We start from the raw sequence: 16,854 nt of genomic DNA, 5'->3' as shown, positions 1-16,854 counted from the left end.
TATCACCTCCATTGGTCACCAAACGCAAACCCGACTTCTGCAAGCGCCTCGTCCATCTTCTCAATAAACTCCGGCACCATATCGTCGAACTTGCTCATGAACTCAGGGTCGCGCTCGACAATGACGTGGTGAATACCTTCTCGCCGCATGCGCGGGTCGTAGTTGGCAAAATACCAGGCATCCTTGTTTGCTACCCACATTGAGTACTGAACCTGTGCCATGTAATCCGATTTGATGGCATCAAATCCGCCGAGACGGAACTTCATGAACACGCCGGTTGTGAAAGGGCACTTAAGCTCAAGCCCGAGCCCATTACTGCAAATCCCGTCTGGTGAGCATGCCGTGCGAAGTGATTCGTCCTTGTAGAGGATTGGCGCTTCTGTAACATCAACGCCGGTAGTGAACTCAAACAGCGTCCTTGCTGCCTCTTCATTCTGCTTACCCCACGCCAGAGACTTTGCATTAACCTCTGGTGATGAGCCGGTACATATTTCTCCCAGTAGGGTATAGAAGTAGGTCAGCTTCATGTCCGACCATGTTTTGCCGCTTTTTGGCTTCGATATCACCCTTGACGCTTCCGACGCTGTGATAACCCCGAGCCGTAATGACATCCAGTCATCGCTTCCTTGCTCGACGTGGAGAACGTCAATCCCTGTGCGCTCCAGAATGATTTCAGGTGTCATGCGGCCGCCTTAGCTTTCTTCTTCAAGAAATCGAAAGCTTTTTGCGCTTCATCCTCAGATAAGTCATCAGCCTGATGAATATTCCGCCCAAAGATTTTGGAGCATAGCGGTAACAAATCTTCATCCCACGTTTTATCCATAGTTACGAGAAAGTCGGTTATGTGTTTGAGTGTCGACACGGACAAGCCATTAACGGATTTTTGTGGCAGCCGCCCATCAATATCTTCATCGGCAGTGACGATCCCTAATGCTCCTGTAAGTGTGTATCGGCGCAGGTACGTGACAGCTGACGCTGATTGCTGAATGTTGTTCTTGCCGCCGGATGCGTCAGGGCTTGCTGTCATTTCACACGACTCTGAGTGCCCATCTCTGTGACTGGCAATGCACTTGACTGATATAACTCCAGATACCATCGACTGCTCAAACCGATAAGACAATCCAAACTGCTCAAGGTAAGGCCTTATTTGTTCTGCTATGTCATCAAGGGATGCATATTTGTACTTGGCTTTTCCCTGACCAAAATCCGCGGCCTTCAGCTTCTTGATGGTTGGTAGCGCCGCCTGAAATGATGACATCGCCTGCAAATAGCTTTTTCTTGCCTGCTCAGCATCCCATTTAGTTTGCAAGTCCAGTAGCCGCTCTAACTTTTCGATGTCAGCATTATTTGATACCGCCATCTCTATGAGGCGCATCGGGGCATTGGATATTACTTGATTGTTATTGCTCTCCTGCTCAATTAACTGTCCCATCACGCCACCTCCTGATATGAATGCTTGCCTTTGAATATCTCCACCGCGTACTCCCATTTCTCAGCGCGATTGGTGTAATCCCATACGAACTGATGACGCAGTTCTTGTGTCCATGCATCATCAGTGTTGAGGTCGATGATGTCGTAATCGAAATGCCGCTGAAGAAATTCATCTATGGAGTTAACAACAGGGTTAACTTTCATTGGTTCAATTTTTGCTTTAACGCGCTCATAAATTAGCTCTTCGTCATCCGATGACAGATTATCGATAATCTTCTCTATTTCCATTTTGTCCGAGATGGTTAGTTTGATGTTCATCGATAGCACCCCTTTATAAGACTGTGAGCAGCAGCCCACATAACCTGGTCATTTGTCGCAAGAGCCATTCGAGCCATGCGACGAGCGGTGATGATTATTTGTTTCATGGCTTTCCCTTCTCATTAAGAGTCTTGATAAACCAACGTCCGATGCGGCGCAGGCGTTCAGTTAAACGGGAAAGCTGAGACGTGTGAGGCCAGAAGCTACCCATTGGGATAGCCCCGGCAAATGCGTGTTGCATAGGTAGCTCCAGGTGAATGATTTGATTGGTTTGCATAACGGAGCGTCATTGAGCAATGGCGCTTTGGTATGGCGCATAAAAAAGCCGCTCGGCGTGAGCGGCAAAAGGTCTCATGATGATGTGAGTAACATCGTCATGCCCTACTGCGACAGGGCATTGCGGTGTCACTCAATATCACTGAAATACTCAAAGTCACCACAGGAACTACCGCCACTCCTCAAATCAGAGAGCACAGGAGCGCGCACCAGAACGGCATCCATGCCACCCCAGTCCCGCCTCAGCTTCCACGCCTGCGGGAGTTTTCTACCCAATGCCTCGAAAACAGCTGCACGCTCGGTATCAAATCTCGCTCGTGCATCCATGACGAAATATTCAAACTGCTTCTCCATTCTCATCTCCTCAACTTTTCAGCACTCAATAAAAAGGCCGCCATGTGGCAGTCTGTTGTGATTCACGGCATTGCTTGTTCAGCCGGTTGAATACATCCCGAAATGTGGGGTACTCGTCCTTTGAAACTTTGCTCAGGTAGCGATAACCTATAACTCCGGTATTCTCATCGAGAACGATTCGCGCACCACTTACGCCAACTACAAAGAAGAAGCGCGGGAATTTGCGCCACTGAGTTATGAGCCCATCATCGATCGCCTGCTGGATGTATGACGGCAAATTTACCAAGCTAGCATTAGCAATTTTATTTTCCTCTCGCTCAATGGCATCCCTTGTGCGCTGAATGCTGTCCTGTAGAGCTCGCAGTGCGTCACTTTGCTTATCCCACTTATTCAGTGTCTTGCACCCATTGCGCTTGTCGTTCAGCGGCTGTCCATTTGCCTGAGCTACAGTGTCGAAGTGGTTCTGTAGCCGCTCATCGAATCGCGCCTCTTTCTTTGCGAGAGAGGCTTTCAAAATCTCCAGTCGTTTACTCATCTCTCACTCCTGCGGCAGCGCCGCTGTTAAAGGCCGCCTAAGCGACCTCTGTTAATGCTTCCAACCCTGTATTTCAAAGCTGCTTTGCGGCCAGTGCATCTGATTCACCAGAAAGAAACTCGCACTGTGAGCACTGCGCTTCCTTGCAGCTGCTTTGAAAACCTGCTCACTATTTACTTTGCCAGTGAAATCTCTGGATACCGTTTCAAAATCAAATGCTTCAGGAACGACCGTCTTACCGGTGTAGTGATTGAAAATCAGAACTCCACCATCACGAAGAACGATGGTGTGCTTTTCGCCGATGTTTGCGTAAACAGTTATGGTTTTCATGCTTCCACTCACTTAATGATGTGTGTTACGCCCTTCCGGACGGTGCGGTAACCCGCGTTGAATAATGCAATTTCAGGCAAGCAGACTGATGTGCTCTCATGCCTGTCAAGAAGAGAAGGGGAGGAGCAAGCCTTCTCGATGCGGCTGATATGCTGCTGTCCTGCAACCTGCGGCAGCGCCGCTGTTAATTAGCTAACCTGTTCACCAGTCTCCGTTACCACGACCACGGCAGACTCAATCTCGGCATCTTCACACTCAAGGCGACGAGCGGCTCTTGTTGCCTCTGTCAGGCAATCGAATGTTTCAGAGAAATATGAAATCTCGCCTTCTGAATCTTCAATCTCTATCGAATACATGATCACTCCAGCATGTGCGGCAGCGCCGCTGTTAAAAAAAGGCCGCCTAAGCGACCTTTATGATGTGTGTGCCGGGATATTTAGCCACGCCCGGCGCGTGATTTCCCTGCTTTCCACAGTCAAAGGAAACTGATATGTTTCTGAGTCCACAGTCATTCGAAAAGGATGGTTTATGTCAGAGAGTATCCGTGCTCAGTTTTCTTGCCCTGATTGCGGCAGCGAGTCTTTCGTATTTCGTGCCAAACCTCACACTATGAACAATATCAAGGCCTGTGCCGGTTGCGGGAGAGTTATTACACAGGACGATATCCTCGAGCACAGCAGGAAGACTGCGCAGAATCATCTCAACGATATAGTCAGGAAAGCATTCAAGCGATGAATTAAGTAACTGCCGTAAATCATTAATCTGATTTCTTAATTCAGTAGTATCGAAGCTAACCGATACTACTAATTTACCTATACTCTCCATGACAATCTCACCTCATATAAGTGGAATGCAGCACCCGCGCATTTTCTGCCTGGCGTTAGTAAGCTGACCGTAAGGGTTGTTCACCTTCCGGTACTCAGGATTCTCCCGAGTAACAAACTCAATCTCTTTCACTTCGCGAACACTCGGACTCGCTACTGCTTTAAGTACTCGATTGCTGCAACCAGAAGCGATTACAGAGGCTTTACGGGCTGACTTAACCCTTTGCTGGGCCTTCATGCGTTTGTCGGCCAGAGAGAGGGTTTTAACGCCGAATGCTGCATCGATAACCCCCTCCAGATTGTCACGCTCAATCGCTGCTGCACGACGACGAGCATGACGACGACTCTTTGCCGTCTCTTTTACTGATTTACCGAAAGTGATAGTTGTCATGTTGCCTCCTGAAATGGTTTTGGTGATTGGATGGCCGGTGCTGATCTCCGGCGTGCGGTGGTCGCGGGCTTTGTAACCCACCGCGCTTGTTGTACGCTCCGGCTTTACGAAGGCGGTGGCCGCCTCAACATCACCGCGCATCAGCCTGCGCATTCATCCAATCCCAAACCCATCTCGTTTGGTTATTTCGCGCCTTGTCAGCGCTGCCAGTTGTTAAAGAGCATTCAGCTTTCTGCGGTGGGCTGCGTTGTGCTGATGGAAGAATAATAGCTATGAGTATTTTCAATAGCAATACGTATTGGTATTTTTAATAGCAATTATTATTTAGCCTTTGATAGCAAAAGTAATTTATTTTTGTAAATGCCATCTCAGTGGCTGTGTGATAGGGTGTTTTGGTTGAAGTTTAATCTATGGAGTGATGATGGAAGACAAAGATGTCCTGATGACGGAGCTAAAGCCGGTGATTGCTTACACGATTGGCACGGCTGTGCTGGATTTGATAGAAGAGGGGCGACCAGTGACCAAGCTGACCATCGCTGAGATGGTGGTGGAATTGTCGGGAGAAGAGCCTGACATAACTGATGAGTTGGCGCTGGATGCGCTGAAGGGCTAGGGAAGGGCAACAAAAAACCGGCTAGGTGGCTGGATAAGTCAGTGCTTTTACGTATTGATACGAAGTGAAAGATAAATAATACTGGCCATTAAGTGAGTCATTATATTAATTTTATTGGGATTTTTATTTTTGCAAGACTGAAAAAAATTCTTCTGTTGAGATTGAGGCAATGGTTCATTATCTATTTAATTGAATTCACTAAATTTATAAATTACATTGTTAATTTTTCTTATAGTTGTTGACCCATTCAACCTATCATCATATAGTAAGAACACGTTTCCCTCCCCCATAAGGGAAACATTCCGCCACCATACGGGATTGATTACATAGCCCTGAAAGAATACTAATCTTTCAGGGCTTTTTGTTTATGCTATCTTTTTTATATCACCGTTAATTAGCAAGTCATATGCCAAGAATAATTTTCTATAGTCAGTTTTAAGATTGTCATTTTCGCAGCTTTTAAATTGTATAAAAGCCTCGCTTTTAACATATTTATCTATTTCTTCTCGGTTAAAGTTTTTAATGTTTTTAACAATCACAAGCAATTCTTTATTTTTGCTAAAAGCCGAGGCTTTAACTTCCTTTATGCTGGCGAATGTTTTTTCGGCATTTACTTTATCTAGTTTAACTGAATCTATGATGTTATTTAACTTGCCATGTCTTTCAATTCTTTGATTTAATCTCGCCAAAAGTTTTTGCTTTAGGTTTAGATCTTTAAAGTTGCATGAAGCTATTATTTTGGAAAAAGGTATTCGTAATGTGTTTGTTGAGTCAATAATGAATTCTACAGCAAGTCTGTTAGATATTTCATTTTTTTCGAACAAATAATCCTCTAGATAATTAAGCTCTTTTATCTGAGTGAACACATATTTTTTATCACCAAGCGCAACAACAAGGTTCTTACCTTGCTTAACGCTCTCCTCTAACTTATCTAAGTCAGATGGGGATACGAGCAACGCATCGAGGTTTCCTTTTTCACCTTCATTAACTATCAGGGTTTTGATGGCTCTCTGATAGCGTAAAACGTCATAAGGAGACAGGCCTTCATCAACAGAGCTTATTTCATCATATATTTCTTTATAATTATCAGTTTCTACAGATGTATATGTAACCTGAAGTTGCTGGTCAGTGATTTGTTTTGTTATGACGCTTGATTCATTTTGCTTATGTTGAAGTAGTATTATACGTTCAGCAGACTTTCTTCCGTCTTCTTTTGGTAGTTGCGATGAGAAGTCCGATAATAGCTTTTTAACATTCCTGTCTGTTAATGAATAGCCAATAAATAGTATCGGGTTTTTTATCATGTTGGATAGTATTTTTGCACTAATTAAAATAGCCTTGCTATCATACTTTTCATAGTCTTCTGTGCTAATTACTATTGATAATGGATCTTTAATGTCACCATGAATTTTATAAAGCTCGCTCCAGCCAATTGTATCTTCAAAGAATCCATGATTACCAATGTATAATTTTGGTGTTATACCTTGTTCTAATAATAGTTTTTCTATAAAAGCATCGTAATTAGTGGTGATAATCATTTTTGCTTTTTTTAGTAGAAGCTTAAATGAGTTTAATTCATCAATGTCAACATCATGTTTTAAGGCTGGATTTGAAAATCTTTGGCAAATTGAAAATTTAAATGGAGATATATTTTCGTTAAATACTCGTTTTGCATCTAAGCCTTTAAGCTTAATGACATTCTCAGTGAATAATCTATTAAAGTCAGATTCTATTTTACTTGCGGCTTCAGTGTATATCTTATGATCTAAATCAGATGAATCATTAACTGACGATTTATACCTTTCTTTTATGGACAATAAATAATTGTAAAAATCTATCTCTGGGTTTGTTTTTTGCCAGTATTCACAAAGTAATTCCTCCCACGTGGGATAGCTTTGCAAATATCTTTTTGATATACCTGAGCCAATGAACACTATAGGGTAATTCTTGAACTCAAAGTTTCGATTTGGCATATCAAAATCCTTCTATAGTTTTATGCTGTGTGTTTTAGTTTTAAATGTTAGCTACAAAAAATCGGCAGCAATAATCTCTGTTATTATAATTTATCCATGCTTCCGGTAAGTTTGCGGCATACTGCCGATCACTTTTCCGAAGATAAGCATGCGATTCGCTTCTTCCTTCTCAATCGGCTCCCACGGTGTGTACGTCTTGTTATCTGAGATAACGAGTATCTTGTCCTTCATCTTCTGCAGGCGTTTAACGTGGGCCGTCTCATCGTAGATAAAGGCATAGATGCCGTCGCCATCGAAGCTCTGCACGGTGATATCTACGAACAGAAGATCACCTGGGTCGATAGTGCCACTCATGCTGTCGCCGCGAACGTTGATGATTCTGATCTGCTCTTGCTTACGCCCATTAAACATGTGTCGCGCATCTTCGATTGAGTACTCCACAGAGCGTAGCACCTCAACGAACTCGCTATTAATGACTCCGGGACCAGCGCTGACTGATATGTCGAGAACATCTAAGCGGTATACGTCATCCCTAGTAACTTTGGCTGAATATTGCTTTGCTGGTTCCTGAACAGAAGAGGAACGCATCGCCCCTTCACCAGTGGAAAGCCACTCCGAGCGAACGCCAAGTGCATTGGCAATTTCAACTATACGGGTAGAGCCGCGAGCGTTTCCACTGGACAGCCTCCAGATCGTTGGCTGCGCGACGCCAGACGCCTTCGCAAGCGCGCCTTGGGTCATGCCAGAAAGTTCCATTGCCTGATTCAGGCGGTCTGCAAGAGTTTCATTTTTCATGCTATCAAATTTATACGCCAACGTATTGCACGTCAAAACCGTATTGCTATTGCTTAAATCAATACTCATTGCTATTATCCATCATGATTAATACTTAAAGGAATTATCTATGACCAACAAGGCAATTCAGAAAGCTGTTGGCATTGCTGGAAGTCAGCAGAAGCTCGCAGATCTATGCGGAGTATCTCAGCCAACAGTTTGGAGATGGTTGCATGGTGGGGGTATTGAGCTCCGTTTTGTAATGAAAATCGTAAAGGCAACAAACGGTAAGGTTAAAGCTCAGGAAATTAACCCAGACCTAGCCGAACTGCTTCAGGCAAGTTAAGCAACACCGCTCTTTATCAATCTGTCCCGCCGCCAACGCGGGGAATCATTAAAAATGTGGCACTCCACGGTGCACACACGTAACTACTTAACCAACAAGGACAGTATTAACTATGGATTCAGCAAATTACAGCAAACCATCACAGCGTGAAATCGACCGTACAGAAACCGATCTGCTTCTGGCGGTATCGGCTTTAACAGGAAGAGAATTCGCCAAGAATGTTGGCTGTCACGAATCGAAGATAAGCCGTGCTGACTGGCGGTTTATTGCGGCTGTTATCTGCACAGCAAAATTGGCATGGGAAGTAAGCCCTGTCGGGCGACTGGTGCAGGACACGATAAACGCGATATCACCAAAAGAAAAAGCCCCGAGCTGCGTCAACAGCTTCGAGGCCTGATGCGAAAAGACTGGAACAATTCACAGGAGTAATTATGGCAAAACGACACGTAATAAGCCAGGACGAATTGCATAAGAGCATTGTCCGCTCCCGATACCTTAGAACCTGCAACCCGGCTGTATTTGAGAAGCTGAAAGCACTGGTTCAGGAGTACAGGGATAGGGAGAAGGGCAAATGAGCAATGTTAGGAAACTATCCGATTACAGGCCTGCACAGGAGGCCGTGGAGCGCAGAGTGGCCGACACAGATGATGGTTTCATCATGCTGGCTATGGAGCTTTACGAAGAGCTGATAGGAGCAAATCTGACTCGCAATCAGGCCAAGGTGGCCCACGCTGTTTGCCGTAAGACCTATGGCTTCAAGAAGAAAATGGACCGTATTGTAGACAGTCAGTTAGCAAAGTTGTGCCGCATCAGCAGATCGAAAGCAAACATCGCCAGAAATGAGCTTATCGCCATGAAAGTATTGTTGAAAGATGGCAGCAAGATTGGTCCAAATAAAAACATCTCAGAGTGGTCAATTCCAGAGTGTACCCAAGCAGGTAACTTTGTTACCAAGGTGGTAACAAATAATGTTACCAAATTGGTAACTCAGGGTATTACCAAAACGGAACACACAAAAGATACTATTCAAAATATAAAAGAAAATACCCCCCTTACCCCCCAAGGGGGTGATTCTGAGTCTGCTCAGGAATGTCTGGATTACTACAACGAAATTACCGGTAGCAAATGCTTTTCACCGGCACCCTACGAGAAAGCCCTGAACACTGTAAAAGCCAAAGGGATTTGCTACAGCGTGGAAGAGGTGAAGCTGGTAACTCAGTGGGCGGTGAAGGTGTGGAAGCACAAACCATCAATCCAGAACATTTGCCGCATGACGCGATTTGATACCTACCTGTCGGACGCTCTTATCTGGCAGGAAGGCGCTGATCGCAATCCTGAGCCATGCCCACACGAAAAGCTCATTCAGCTCTGGAATGGAAATTTCCCCGAGCGCGCTGTTGAGATGCACGAGTGGAATAAAACTCGCCCTGCATACCACGGCCTAGAACGAATATGGAACGCTAAAACTAACCAAGGTGGCTGGCGAGAGGAAAAGCATATCGAAACCATCTTTACGCTTATCAGGAAATCAACTCTGGTCGATGGACTGCATGAAAAATACTGGCTCACCCTCGACTGGATCCTCGACACCAAAAACTGGGCGAAGGTTTACGAACAGGTTCGCCGCGAATACAAAGCATCAACACAGGGTTCACCGGCATGAATAAATACTCAGACATGTACGTAGAGCAGAGCGTCATTGGGGCGATCATGCTGGCCGGCTCAATGGAAGATATACGCGAGAGTGCGATGGACGCTATCGAAAACCTTACGGCTGACGACTTCACCAGCGCTGCGCACCGCATCGTTATCAACGCCTACAAGCGCATTCATCACACAGGCACCCAAGTTGATCTGATGACCCTTACGGCAGAGCTGGAGCAGTCTGGTGAGCTGAAGATGGTAGGTGGATTCGCATACCTGGCGGAGATGTCGAAGAACACGCCGTTAGCCAGAAACCTGCCAGCGTATGCCAGCAAGCTGAAGGAGCTGACACTTGGCCGCAAGGTCATGGGCGCCCTTAACGCCGGGATTGAAAAAATGAATCAGCCCGGCGTCATCCCTCTGACTGACATTATCGGCGGGATCCAGTCTGACATTGGGGCTATTGAAACCCAGCAGGAGGTAGGAACGCGACACATCATGGACGGTATCGACATTTCGATAAACGAAATCGAGGCGATAATCAGTGGCGACATCTGGAAGCACCGCACGAAACTGGGAATGGAAACCATCGACAACGCTTTCGGCGGATTTAACAACACTGACTTCATCGTGGTCGGCGGTCGTCCGGGTATGGGGAAAACCATGTTCAGCACCACGGTTACCGAGTGCGTGGCGCTGCACAGCAAAAAGCCAGTGTTGTTCTTCAGCCTAGAAATGCCTATTGAGCAGATCTCACAGCGCATTGCCTACCACCGCGCCCGCATCAGCAAAGAGCAACTACTGGGTGACAACGGGCCGAACAGTGGCGATGTGGCGTGGGCAAAGCTGAGTAACGCCTTGCTTGAGTTCCAGCAGTCACCTATCCACATAAACGATAAAACATCACTGAGCGTTCATCAGATACGGGCAGAGGCACGCAGGATGCACAAGCAGACCGGCGGGCTTGGCGTCATCATCATTGACTATCTGCAAAAGATGAAAATGACCAACCCGGAAAACATGAACCAGTCTGTAGGGGAGATAGCTTCTGGCCTGAAAAACCTTGCCAAAGAGCTTCGCTGTCCGGTCATCGCTTTATCACAGCTCAACCGAAACCTTGAGCAACGAGCAAACAAGCGGCCTGTAAATGCGGATCTTCGTGAGTCTGGTGTTATCGAGCAGGAGGCTGATGTGATTTTCATGGTCTACCGCGACGATAAGTACAACCCGCAAACAGAGATGAAGGGTGTCACGGAGATTATATGCACAAAATCCCGCCACGTACCCGGCTCTGAAAAAACGTATTACTTCAGCAGCGCTCTGTCTGGCCTGGACCCGCTGGACATCAGAAGTGTCAGAACCGGGAGAGAAGACTATGAACTTGAATGTTAACCAGATGGGCTACCGCAAGCAGGTGAAATCATGACTGACAAACGATTGCCACGCGAAGTTATCCAATCGCTTCTGATGGACCCGGCATTCAGCCTCTGCCTGGACGAGTGCCTGGGTGAGCCGGATTTAATATCCAATTTCTGCCGACTCTACGATGTCAGTCTTCCACGTCAGCCGCGGAATGGTCTTGAGGCGATGATCGACAAGGTAACAGGCTACCGGCAGGCCACGGATAATAACTTCTTCGCAGAATTTATCCCGTTCGTTCATCGGTGTGTTTATCTACCCTTGAAGTCTCAGTTTAAGTCCGGGCAGATGAAATCATGACAGAGCCAAGAATTGAAAAACTTATCTCATTGAAGGGCACCAAGTTCCGCAGAGCAGACGTAGCGGAGGCAATAACAGATTACTTCGGTGATGACAGCGTTGATTCAGCAAGCTATATCCGTGCAGGGCGCGTTATTAGGGATGGAGTTGATAGCGGAATTATCAAGAAAACTGGAGCAGCTCGTTATGCGTTCACTGGCATATAGGTCTAGCCAGCTAAACAAGGGGAAGGGCAATGAAGAAACTAACAGCAGAGTTGTTGCAGCAAATTAAATCCGCAGCGCAGAACGCAACGCCGGGTGAGTGGCGCAGGACATCAATGCTATTTAACGGCATCACCAATAGCCCTTTCTCACTCGGTGGAAAAGAAGATGTGCTGGCAAACGTGGCAGAGAAACGCGATGCGATATTTATCGCAACAGCGAACCCGGAGAACGTTTTGTTGCTGGTTGCAGCGATTGACCAGCAGGAATCAGAAGGAACTACCAATGACTGATTACACCATGCCTGTACTGAGTGAGCAGGAGAGGCAAGATCTGATTGGGCTGGCGACAATTGAAGTTAAGCGATGGGAGATTGCAGATGAAAAGCAATACATGGTTGAGCTGATGAACATCGCACTCGCAGCGCTTACCGAGAAGCCGGTAGCCTGGGGAGTGAATGACACCCGTTGCCACACCCATGAGGGAGCTGGTTATTTCCCACTCTATGAAATACCACCCGTACCCGTTAAGCAGGAAGGAGAGCAGCGTGACTGATTACAGCAAGCTGAGCGACTATGAAATTAGCTGTGAAGTTGGCAGGGCGATTAGCTTTGCTGATTATCTTCTGGCGCGGAATGAGCAGAAAAAATACTGCAACTCATGGGCTGACGCGGGGCCGATAGCGGAGAAGAATTTGATTGGCGTCGTGCCAGCTCAAAGCGGATGGTGTGCAACCAGTGATGAGGTTGAGCATGAAGGTATGTTTTTTGTGGACAAAGACCCATGCCGCGCTATCTGCATAGTCTTCCTGATGATGAATGAGGGGGAATGATGAGCAACTGGATTCGCTGTAGCGAAAGATTGCCGGAGTGTGATGACTGGGACCATGCAGCAGTAATCGTAAGTGAGGGTCGCAATTCTTTCATTGCCTATTACAACAGGCATGATTGTAAGTTTCTGCATGAGCCTTTTGGTGAATCGGTTGGCAATAAAGTTACCCACTGGCAGCCACTCCCCGAGCCACCAAAGGAAGGTGAGTGATGGATGACAACACAGCTCTGGTAATAATCTCACTGGTCCTTATGGCATTCGGTGCATTTTCGATATGGATTTTTGCGAGGTATCTTTGATGTTACCAATCTACATAACAGAAATCGAAATAGGACTGCTGAGTATCGCGGTCCTTTTTTTATGGCGCTGGGCCGGAGGTAAGCGATGAAATTAACAGCAGCGCAAATTCAATCAGCAACTCTTTCTCAGTGCGAGGACTGGCTGGAAGAGATTGCACTGAACATCGTCGTGTTGGATGGGCGAATCTATTCAACTGCAGGAGAGGAAAGGGCTGGGGCTGAGAGATACCTATCCAAGCTAAAAACGCTCAGGTATGCCATTGGAACAAGATACGGAAAACTGAACCGCCGAGCAGGTGAAAAACTGCGCATGAAAAATCTGCTGCTGGATGAACTGAGAGATTTAGTAGGTAGCGCGGCTTACGCTGACTGTAAACGTAAGGCAGTGGCGAAGATGCAGCCTGTCATCCCCCTGGTTACCATTAAAGGAGATGAGTAATGGGAGCTAAGATATTTAGCGCATGGGAAGTTATAGCCCTTACGCTAATGATGGCGATTTCTGGTTTCATTCTCGGGTTGGCAATTTCATTATAATCGGAGGAAAAGGTGCAGGATTTTTGCCTACACACGACAACCCTCGGCCAGTTCACTAAGCACATATTCGACCTCGTCTCTTCCGGCAAACGCTGGCGCATCAAAATAACCGAATGGCGTGACCTCCGAACAATTCCAATGAATCGCACATGGCGAATGTGGGTAGAAACCACAGGCGACTGGCTACGTGCGCGTGGCGTTGTTGTGGACATTAGAAGTCGCGGGGGCGTTGTGGTACTCAGCCGGCCAATCAGCAACGAAGAGGTTCACGATTATTACGTGGGACACTGGCTGGGGCGCGACGAGAACGGAGAGAGGGAGCGGACAAGCAAGATGGACAAAGGCCGAATGCTCCGCTTGATGGAGCTACACGAACAGTGGTGCCTTGATAAAGGCGTACCCATTGCTATCCCTAACGATTCAGAGTTTATGCAACTCAGACAAAAGCAGGTGGCTTGATGAATGTAAACATCCAGACAATCCCCGAATTATTGATAAAGACGCGGGGCAATCAGACAGAACTGGCAAGAATTCTCAAGTCTAACCGCACCACAATCAGAAAGTACCATCGTGACAAAAAAGCCAGATTTCACGCAATCGTCAATGGCGTTCTCATGGTTCACCGTGGCGCGTGGGGTGAAAGCGCAGGAAGGAAAGGCCATGAAAATGAGCTGGCACCATCAGCCTGACTGTACAACCGAAGAAGCCAACGAACTAATCCTCAAGTATCAATCCCTCAATATCAAAGTCGAAAAGCATCTTGCCGCTGACTACAAGTCATGGACGGTAAGCGCTTTATTACCCGAAGAGAAAACTGAGCCTCGCCCGAGCCGGCGCTGGCAGAACCCTATGTGGAGCCGAATATGACAACTAAGCATGACTCGGGGAAATGGAGGTTTAGTCTGCTGCCGTTAAATGCCATTAAAACTGTCGTGTCCGTTCTTGAATTTGGGGCAGCTAAGTACGCAGTAGACAACTGGAAAACAGTGCCGGATGGCAGGCAGCGTTATTTCGATGCGTCGATTCGTCACATCACTGCCTGGTGGTCAGGAGAGTCAAACGACACTGAAAGCAACTTACCCCACCTGGCGCACGCGGTGTGCTGCTTATTGTTCCTGATGTGGTTTGACGAGCAAAAGGAGGTTGGCAATGGAAGCTGAAAGCATCTGTGCTGATTGCGGACTACCACTAAGCGACGATGAAACCTGGTGCTGTAGCGACTGCTGCGCATTCTACGAGCTTAACGGCTATGAAGTTATTGAAATAGTGAGGAGGGAAGATGAGTAAGCGAAATGGTTACTACGAAAGAGTGGAAGGTAATGAATATCGGAAAATTTTTGTTGTCGGTGATTTGCATGGGAGCTTTGAAAAACTATTAACTAGGTTATCAGAGATCAATTTCGATCCGCATCATGATCTTCTGGTTTCAGTTGGTGACCTGATAGATAGAGGAAATAAAAATATAGAGTGCCTTGAGCTAATTCGAGAGCCTTGGTTTAAGGCCGTAAAAGGCAACCATGAGCAAATGGCCATAGAGGCGGTATCTGGACATACCAATGGTTCTCTGTGGTTTCAGAACGGCGGTGAATGGTACTGGCACTTGGACCCAGACGAGAAAATTCGAGCGAAAGGCCTCATTCAATACGCATCAACACTTCCTCTGGTTATTGAGGTGCAGACTGGTAATGAAAAAATAGTGGTTGCGCATGCTGATTATCCTTCTCAAAGCTATGAGTTCGGGAAGGTATTGGACCCGAAAGAAATCATGTGGAGTCGAGAGCGGTTCAGTCGCATTGTTGATGGTGAGGGTAGCCAAATCGATGGCGCTGACCAGTTCTACTTCGGGCACACACCAATCAAGAAAAAAGCGAAAGCTTGGAATCAAAACTACATCGATACTGGCGCGGTTTTCGGTGGAACTCTGACAATCGTCCAGGTTCAGGGGGGTAGCAATGGCGAAGGCGATTAAGCCAAAACCACCGAAGCCAAAGAAATGCCGAACCTGCAAAAAACTATTCACTCCCATCAATACCCTTCAAATCGTCTGTAGCCCACGCTGTGCAATTAAATACGCAGTCCAGCAATCTGAGCGCAAGAAAGAGCGTCAAGATAAGGCTGAGCGTGCCGCTTGGAATAAGCGAAAATCCGACCTTAAACCATTAAAGCACTGGGAAGATCTAACCCAGCGAGCTGTTAATGATTACATCACTAAGGGAAGGGATAAGGATTTACCGTGCATTAGCTGTGGAACGTGGGAAACGGTTCAGTGGGGAGCAGGGCACTTCAGGTCAAGAGGCGCAGCATCACACATTCGTTACAACGAAGATAACATTCATAAGCAATGTCATCGCTGCAACAGCGAGCTTTCAAGTAATGCCATTCCATATCGAATCAACCTGATAGACAAAATCGGCGCTCAGCGTGTCGAGGCGCTTGAAAACAACAACACACCTCATCGATATACCCGCGAAGAGCTGTACGCCATACGAGCGCATTACAGGGCTTTACTGCGGGTTATAAATAAGCAAAGAGAGGCAGCATGACCGAATACCTTCAGCGCAAATGGCTACACATCAGACTCTACCGCTCTAAAAGCTCTTTCATGTGTGATTACCGATTACTCCAACACTTCAGCCACATCGCAGGGAGAAGGGCATGAGAAAGTCAGACCCGGTTTACATGCTGCCATGTTATCTGAGGCAGGCAGACTTGCGGCGTGTCTGGTGCCGAGGGAAGAAAACCATTACTCCACCTCAGAGAGTCTGGACTCGATATCTGCTGACTCTATGGGGCAGGCACCTGGGCGGCGACGATTCACCTGGCGGATGCGTCAATGTGATTGGCAGGTTGATGGTTCGCTCGGAATGGAGTGAGCAGCAATCAGAGCGAATTGTCGAAGTGGTTAATAGCTTGCACAAGCAGGGCTATACGGGAGAGGAGTTATTCAAAAGGTCGCGTGAAATCATTATTCCAGGAACATCAACGGCCAGCATCATCGCTCTCGCCAAAGAATCAGATGATGCGGCTTTTGTCGAAAAAGTAATGAGCAAGGTCATTAAGCGCGACAGTCCAATCCGCGATGTAGCCATTAAACGATACTGTGAATGCAAAAGCCCGCAAGATATTGCCAGGCAGGTTCACTACGCCACCGGCTGCGATATCCAATATGCCCGAAAGAGAATAATCTGGTGCGAGGAGGTGCTTGAAGAGGAAATGTTTTACGCAATTAAGCATGAAATAGAACAAGAAAATTCCCTGATTGCGGCTTAAGAGGGAAATATTTTCCAAATAGCTTGAATTTGGGAAATGGACCTGGTAGTTTTATGTCATGCTCGGATGACAAAGACAGAAGAGCGGCAGATTACCAAGAAAGCCCTGACCTTATTAGGTTGGGGCTTTTTTTATTGCTGTTTGCCGGGGGGCTACTACAATTAAAAATGTAGCAACTCAATGCGCCGC

The 16,854-nt window shown here is 46.7% G+C and carries 31 protein-coding genes; 20 read left to right on the top strand and 11 right to left on the bottom strand.

Annotated elements, in window-relative coordinates; all coding sequences use genetic code 11:
- Nucleotides 1–2 precede the first annotated feature (2 nt).
- The 8 genes from RIN69_RS14055 to RIN69_RS14025 form a co-directional block, all read right to left on the bottom strand.
- Nucleotides 3–683 carry a lambda exonuclease family protein gene (locus RIN69_RS14055; protein WP_313852546.1) on the bottom strand — a complete coding sequence of 227 codons (681 nt, stop codon included), beginning with the start codon at nucleotides 681–683 and terminating at the stop codon, nucleotides 3–5.
- Nucleotides 680–1,432 (bottom strand): ERF family protein, encoded by a 753-nt coding sequence (locus RIN69_RS14050; RefSeq protein ID WP_313852545.1) that lies wholly within the window; start codon nucleotides 1,430–1,432, stop codon nucleotides 680–682. Before RIN69_RS14050 ends, RIN69_RS14055 begins: the two co-directional genes overlap by 4 nt.
- On the bottom strand, nucleotides 1,432–1,749 hold the full coding sequence (locus tag RIN69_RS14045; protein ID WP_313852544.1) for a hypothetical protein: 318 nt from the start codon (nucleotides 1,747–1,749) through the stop codon (nucleotides 1,432–1,434). Before RIN69_RS14045 ends, RIN69_RS14050 begins: the two co-directional genes overlap by 1 nt.
- A gap of 405 nt (nucleotides 1,750–2,154) precedes the next feature.
- Nucleotides 2,155–2,379, bottom strand: coding sequence for a hypothetical protein (locus RIN69_RS14040; protein WP_313852543.1), 225 nt, complete (start codon nucleotides 2,377–2,379; stop codon nucleotides 2,155–2,157).
- Nucleotides 2,380–2,404: 25 nt separating this feature from the next.
- Nucleotides 2,405–2,914 carry a hypothetical protein gene (locus RIN69_RS14035; RefSeq protein ID WP_313852542.1) on the bottom strand — a complete coding sequence of 170 codons (510 nt, stop codon included), beginning with the start codon at nucleotides 2,912–2,914 and terminating at the stop codon, nucleotides 2,405–2,407.
- A gap of 51 nt (nucleotides 2,915–2,965) precedes the next feature.
- Nucleotides 2,966–3,244, bottom strand: a complete 279-nt coding sequence (locus RIN69_RS14030; RefSeq protein ID WP_313852541.1) for a hypothetical protein — start codon at nucleotides 3,242–3,244, stop codon at nucleotides 2,966–2,968.
- A gap of 8 nt (nucleotides 3,245–3,252) precedes the next feature.
- A complete protein-coding gene (locus tag RIN69_RS23050; protein ID WP_449361566.1) occupies nucleotides 3,253–3,384 on the bottom strand; it encodes a hypothetical protein in 132 nt (43 codons plus the stop codon).
- 48 nt (nucleotides 3,385–3,432) lie between these two features.
- Nucleotides 3,433–3,600 (bottom strand): hypothetical protein, encoded by a 168-nt coding sequence (locus RIN69_RS14025; RefSeq protein ID WP_313852540.1) that lies wholly within the window; start codon nucleotides 3,598–3,600, stop codon nucleotides 3,433–3,435.
- A gap of 172 nt (nucleotides 3,601–3,772) precedes the next feature.
- Between RIN69_RS14025 and RIN69_RS23045 the strand changes: the two genes are divergently transcribed.
- On the top strand, nucleotides 3,773–3,979 hold the full coding sequence (locus tag RIN69_RS23045; protein ID WP_449361556.1) for an ECs_2282 family putative zinc-binding protein: 207 nt from the start codon (nucleotides 3,773–3,775) through the stop codon (nucleotides 3,977–3,979).
- Between the two features lie 102 nt (nucleotides 3,980–4,081).
- Here RIN69_RS23045 and RIN69_RS14015 read toward each other — a convergent pair whose 3' ends face one another.
- Nucleotides 4,082–4,459, bottom strand: coding sequence for a transcriptional antitermination N peptide (locus RIN69_RS14015; RefSeq protein WP_313852538.1), 378 nt, complete (start codon nucleotides 4,457–4,459; stop codon nucleotides 4,082–4,084).
- A 30-nt stretch (nucleotides 4,460–4,489) separates the two neighbouring features.
- On the opposite strand from RIN69_RS14015, the gene RIN69_RS14010 reads away from it, so the two are divergent.
- Nucleotides 4,490–4,726: a hypothetical protein gene (locus tag RIN69_RS14010; protein WP_313852536.1), complete on the top strand. Its 237-nt coding sequence runs from the start codon at nucleotides 4,490–4,492 to the stop codon at nucleotides 4,724–4,726.
- Nucleotides 4,727–4,901: 175 nt separating this feature from the next.
- Nucleotides 4,902–5,072 (top strand): hypothetical protein, encoded by a 171-nt coding sequence (locus RIN69_RS14005; RefSeq protein ID WP_313852535.1) that lies wholly within the window; start codon nucleotides 4,902–4,904, stop codon nucleotides 5,070–5,072.
- 365 nt (nucleotides 5,073–5,437) lie between these two features.
- On the opposite strand, the gene RIN69_RS14000 is transcribed toward RIN69_RS14005, so the two are convergent.
- Nucleotides 5,438–7,045: an SIR2 family protein gene (locus tag RIN69_RS14000; RefSeq protein WP_313852534.1), complete on the bottom strand. Its 1,608-nt coding sequence runs from the start codon at nucleotides 7,043–7,045 to the stop codon at nucleotides 5,438–5,440.
- 90 nt (nucleotides 7,046–7,135) lie between these two features.
- Entirely contained in the window at nucleotides 7,136–7,840 is a 705-nt protein-coding gene (locus RIN69_RS13995; RefSeq protein WP_313857746.1) for an XRE family transcriptional regulator, read from the bottom strand.
- 109 nt (nucleotides 7,841–7,949) lie between these two features.
- On the opposite strand from RIN69_RS13995, the gene RIN69_RS13990 reads away from it, so the two are divergent.
- The 17 genes from RIN69_RS13990 to RIN69_RS13925 all read left to right on the top strand — a co-directional run bounded on the left by RIN69_RS13990 (nucleotide 7,950) and on the right by RIN69_RS13925 (nucleotide 16,665).
- Entirely contained in the window at nucleotides 7,950–8,165 is a 216-nt protein-coding gene (locus RIN69_RS13990; protein WP_313852533.1) for a transcriptional regulator, read from the top strand.
- Nucleotides 8,166–8,277: 112 nt separating this feature from the next.
- Nucleotides 8,278–8,562: a CII family transcriptional regulator gene (locus tag RIN69_RS13985; protein ID WP_313852532.1), complete on the top strand. Its 285-nt coding sequence runs from the start codon at nucleotides 8,278–8,280 to the stop codon at nucleotides 8,560–8,562.
- 234 nt (nucleotides 8,563–8,796) lie between these two features.
- Nucleotides 8,797–9,828 carry a replication protein gene (locus RIN69_RS13980; RefSeq protein WP_313852531.1) on the top strand — a complete coding sequence of 344 codons (1,032 nt, stop codon included), beginning with the start codon at nucleotides 8,797–8,799 and terminating at the stop codon, nucleotides 9,826–9,828.
- Nucleotides 9,825–11,201, top strand: a complete 1,377-nt coding sequence (locus tag RIN69_RS13975) for a replicative DNA helicase (protein WP_313852530.1) — start codon at nucleotides 9,825–9,827, stop codon at nucleotides 11,199–11,201. Before RIN69_RS13980 ends, RIN69_RS13975 begins: the two co-directional genes overlap by 4 nt.
- Nucleotides 11,202–11,231: 30 nt before the next feature.
- Nucleotides 11,232–11,528: a hypothetical protein gene (locus RIN69_RS13970; protein ID WP_313852529.1), complete on the top strand. Its 297-nt coding sequence runs from the start codon at nucleotides 11,232–11,234 to the stop codon at nucleotides 11,526–11,528.
- Nucleotides 11,529–11,763: 235 nt separating this feature from the next.
- Nucleotides 11,764–12,024 carry an ead/Ea22-like family protein gene (locus RIN69_RS13965; RefSeq protein ID WP_313852527.1) on the top strand — a complete coding sequence of 87 codons (261 nt, stop codon included), beginning with the start codon at nucleotides 11,764–11,766 and terminating at the stop codon, nucleotides 12,022–12,024.
- Nucleotides 12,017–12,286, top strand: a complete 270-nt coding sequence (locus tag RIN69_RS13960; protein WP_313852525.1) for a hypothetical protein — start codon at nucleotides 12,017–12,019, stop codon at nucleotides 12,284–12,286. Before RIN69_RS13965 ends, RIN69_RS13960 begins: the two co-directional genes overlap by 8 nt.
- Nucleotides 12,279–12,563 (top strand): phage protein NinX family protein, encoded by a 285-nt coding sequence (locus RIN69_RS13955; RefSeq protein ID WP_313852524.1) that lies wholly within the window; start codon nucleotides 12,279–12,281, stop codon nucleotides 12,561–12,563. The genes RIN69_RS13960 and RIN69_RS13955 overlap by 8 nt, the downstream gene beginning before the upstream one ends.
- Nucleotides 12,560–12,772: a DUF551 domain-containing protein gene (locus RIN69_RS22930; protein ID WP_390902376.1), complete on the top strand. Its 213-nt coding sequence runs from the start codon at nucleotides 12,560–12,562 to the stop codon at nucleotides 12,770–12,772. Before RIN69_RS13955 ends, RIN69_RS22930 begins: the two co-directional genes overlap by 4 nt.
- Nucleotides 12,773–12,946: 174 nt before the next feature.
- Nucleotides 12,947–13,300, top strand: a complete 354-nt coding sequence (locus tag RIN69_RS13950) for a hypothetical protein (RefSeq protein ID WP_313852523.1) — start codon at nucleotides 12,947–12,949, stop codon at nucleotides 13,298–13,300.
- A 553-nt stretch (nucleotides 13,301–13,853) separates the two neighbouring features.
- Complete coding sequence (locus RIN69_RS13945; protein WP_313852522.1) at nucleotides 13,854–14,084, top strand: protein ninH; 231 nt, start codon at nucleotides 13,854–13,856, stop codon at nucleotides 14,082–14,084.
- A gap of 174 nt (nucleotides 14,085–14,258) precedes the next feature.
- Complete coding sequence (locus tag RIN69_RS13940; RefSeq protein ID WP_313852521.1) at nucleotides 14,259–14,555, top strand: dATP/dGTP diphosphohydrolase domain-containing protein; 297 nt, start codon at nucleotides 14,259–14,261, stop codon at nucleotides 14,553–14,555.
- Complete coding sequence (locus tag RIN69_RS23040; protein ID WP_449361555.1) at nucleotides 14,545–14,682, top strand: protein NinF; 138 nt, start codon at nucleotides 14,545–14,547, stop codon at nucleotides 14,680–14,682. The genes RIN69_RS13940 and RIN69_RS23040 overlap by 11 nt, the downstream gene beginning before the upstream one ends.
- Nucleotides 14,675–15,364, top strand: coding sequence for a metallophosphoesterase (locus tag RIN69_RS13935; protein ID WP_313852520.1), 690 nt, complete (start codon nucleotides 14,675–14,677; stop codon nucleotides 15,362–15,364). Before RIN69_RS23040 ends, RIN69_RS13935 begins: the two co-directional genes overlap by 8 nt.
- The gene (locus tag RIN69_RS13930) at nucleotides 15,348–15,938 is read left to right on the top strand and encodes a recombination protein NinG (RefSeq protein WP_313852519.1); all 591 of its coding nucleotides are present in this window, start codon (nucleotides 15,348–15,350) and stop codon (nucleotides 15,936–15,938) included. Before RIN69_RS13935 ends, RIN69_RS13930 begins: the two co-directional genes overlap by 17 nt.
- Nucleotides 15,935–16,054, top strand: coding sequence for a YlcG family protein (locus tag RIN69_RS22925; protein ID WP_390902375.1), 120 nt, complete (start codon nucleotides 15,935–15,937; stop codon nucleotides 16,052–16,054). The genes RIN69_RS13930 and RIN69_RS22925 overlap by 4 nt, the downstream gene beginning before the upstream one ends.
- Entirely contained in the window at nucleotides 16,051–16,665 is a 615-nt protein-coding gene (locus tag RIN69_RS13925; protein ID WP_313852518.1) for a hypothetical protein, read from the top strand. The genes RIN69_RS22925 and RIN69_RS13925 overlap by 4 nt, the downstream gene beginning before the upstream one ends.
- Nucleotides 16,666–16,854: the final 189 nt, after the last annotated feature.

It is taken from the genome of Winslowiella toletana, assembly GCF_032164335.1.
GTDB lineage: Bacteria > Pseudomonadota > Gammaproteobacteria > Enterobacterales > Enterobacteriaceae > Erwinia > Erwinia toletana_A.
Note: the sequence above shows the minus strand (reverse complement) of the source record. Positions and strands in the feature narration are given on the sequence as shown.

What these genes read in the sequence shown, in the direction of transcription:
- RIN69_RS14055 (WP_313852546.1), bottom strand. Translation starts at nt 683, where the DNA reads ATGACACCTGAAATCATTCTGGAGCGCACAGGGATTGACGTTCTCCAC.
- RIN69_RS14050 (WP_313852545.1), bottom strand. Translation starts at nt 1,432, where the DNA reads ATGGGACAGTTAATTGAGCAGGAGAGCAATAACAATCAAGTAATATCC.
- RIN69_RS14045 (WP_313852544.1), bottom strand. Translation starts at nt 1,749, where the DNA reads ATGAACATCAAACTAACCATCTCGGACAAAATGGAAATAGAGAAGATT.
- RIN69_RS14040 (WP_313852543.1), bottom strand. Translation starts at nt 2,379, where the DNA reads ATGGAGAAGCAGTTTGAATATTTCGTCATGGATGCACGAGCGAGATTT.
- RIN69_RS14035 (WP_313852542.1), bottom strand. Translation starts at nt 2,914, where the DNA reads ATGAGTAAACGACTGGAGATTTTGAAAGCCTCTCTCGCAAAGAAAGAG.
- RIN69_RS14030 (WP_313852541.1), bottom strand. Translation starts at nt 3,244, where the DNA reads ATGAAAACCATAACTGTTTACGCAAACATCGGCGAAAAGCACACCATC.
- RIN69_RS14025 (WP_313852540.1), bottom strand. Translation starts at nt 3,600, where the DNA reads ATGTATTCGATAGAGATTGAAGATTCAGAAGGCGAGATTTCATATTTC.
- RIN69_RS23045 (WP_449361556.1), top strand. Translation starts at nt 3,773, where the DNA reads ATGTCAGAGAGTATCCGTGCTCAGTTTTCTTGCCCTGATTGCGGCAGC.
- RIN69_RS14015 (WP_313852538.1), bottom strand. Translation starts at nt 4,459, where the DNA reads ATGACAACTATCACTTTCGGTAAATCAGTAAAAGAGACGGCAAAGAGT.
- RIN69_RS14010 (WP_313852536.1), top strand. Translation starts at nt 4,490, where the DNA reads ATGGCCGGTGCTGATCTCCGGCGTGCGGTGGTCGCGGGCTTTGTAACC.
- RIN69_RS14005 (WP_313852535.1), top strand. Translation starts at nt 4,902, where the DNA reads ATGACGGAGCTAAAGCCGGTGATTGCTTACACGATTGGCACGGCTGTG.
- RIN69_RS14000 (WP_313852534.1), bottom strand. Translation starts at nt 7,045, where the DNA reads ATGCCAAATCGAAACTTTGAGTTCAAGAATTACCCTATAGTGTTCATT.
- RIN69_RS13995 (WP_313857746.1), bottom strand. Translation starts at nt 7,840, where the DNA reads ATGAAAAATGAAACTCTTGCAGACCGCCTGAATCAGGCAATGGAACTT.
- RIN69_RS13990 (WP_313852533.1), top strand. Translation starts at nt 7,950, where the DNA reads ATGACCAACAAGGCAATTCAGAAAGCTGTTGGCATTGCTGGAAGTCAG.
- RIN69_RS13985 (WP_313852532.1), top strand. Translation starts at nt 8,278, where the DNA reads ATGGATTCAGCAAATTACAGCAAACCATCACAGCGTGAAATCGACCGT.
- RIN69_RS13975 (WP_313852530.1), top strand. Translation starts at nt 9,825, where the DNA reads ATGAATAAATACTCAGACATGTACGTAGAGCAGAGCGTCATTGGGGCG.
- RIN69_RS13970 (WP_313852529.1), top strand. Translation starts at nt 11,232, where the DNA reads ATGACTGACAAACGATTGCCACGCGAAGTTATCCAATCGCTTCTGATG.
- RIN69_RS13965 (WP_313852527.1), top strand. Translation starts at nt 11,764, where the DNA reads ATGAAGAAACTAACAGCAGAGTTGTTGCAGCAAATTAAATCCGCAGCG.
- RIN69_RS13960 (WP_313852525.1), top strand. Translation starts at nt 12,017, where the DNA reads ATGACTGATTACACCATGCCTGTACTGAGTGAGCAGGAGAGGCAAGAT.
- RIN69_RS22930 (WP_390902376.1), top strand. Translation starts at nt 12,560, where the DNA reads ATGATGAGCAACTGGATTCGCTGTAGCGAAAGATTGCCGGAGTGTGAT.
- RIN69_RS13950 (WP_313852523.1), top strand. Translation starts at nt 12,947, where the DNA reads ATGAAATTAACAGCAGCGCAAATTCAATCAGCAACTCTTTCTCAGTGC.
- RIN69_RS13945 (WP_313852522.1), top strand. Translation starts at nt 13,854, where the DNA reads ATGAATGTAAACATCCAGACAATCCCCGAATTATTGATAAAGACGCGG.
- RIN69_RS13940 (WP_313852521.1), top strand. Translation starts at nt 14,259, where the DNA reads ATGACAACTAAGCATGACTCGGGGAAATGGAGGTTTAGTCTGCTGCCG.
- RIN69_RS23040 (WP_449361555.1), top strand. Translation starts at nt 14,545, where the DNA reads ATGGAAGCTGAAAGCATCTGTGCTGATTGCGGACTACCACTAAGCGAC.
- RIN69_RS13935 (WP_313852520.1), top strand. Translation starts at nt 14,675, where the DNA reads ATGAGTAAGCGAAATGGTTACTACGAAAGAGTGGAAGGTAATGAATAT.
- RIN69_RS13930 (WP_313852519.1), top strand. Translation starts at nt 15,348, where the DNA reads ATGGCGAAGGCGATTAAGCCAAAACCACCGAAGCCAAAGAAATGCCGA.
- RIN69_RS22925 (WP_390902375.1), top strand. Translation starts at nt 15,935, where the DNA reads ATGACCGAATACCTTCAGCGCAAATGGCTACACATCAGACTCTACCGC.
- RIN69_RS13925 (WP_313852518.1), top strand. Translation starts at nt 16,051, where the DNA reads ATGAGAAAGTCAGACCCGGTTTACATGCTGCCATGTTATCTGAGGCAG.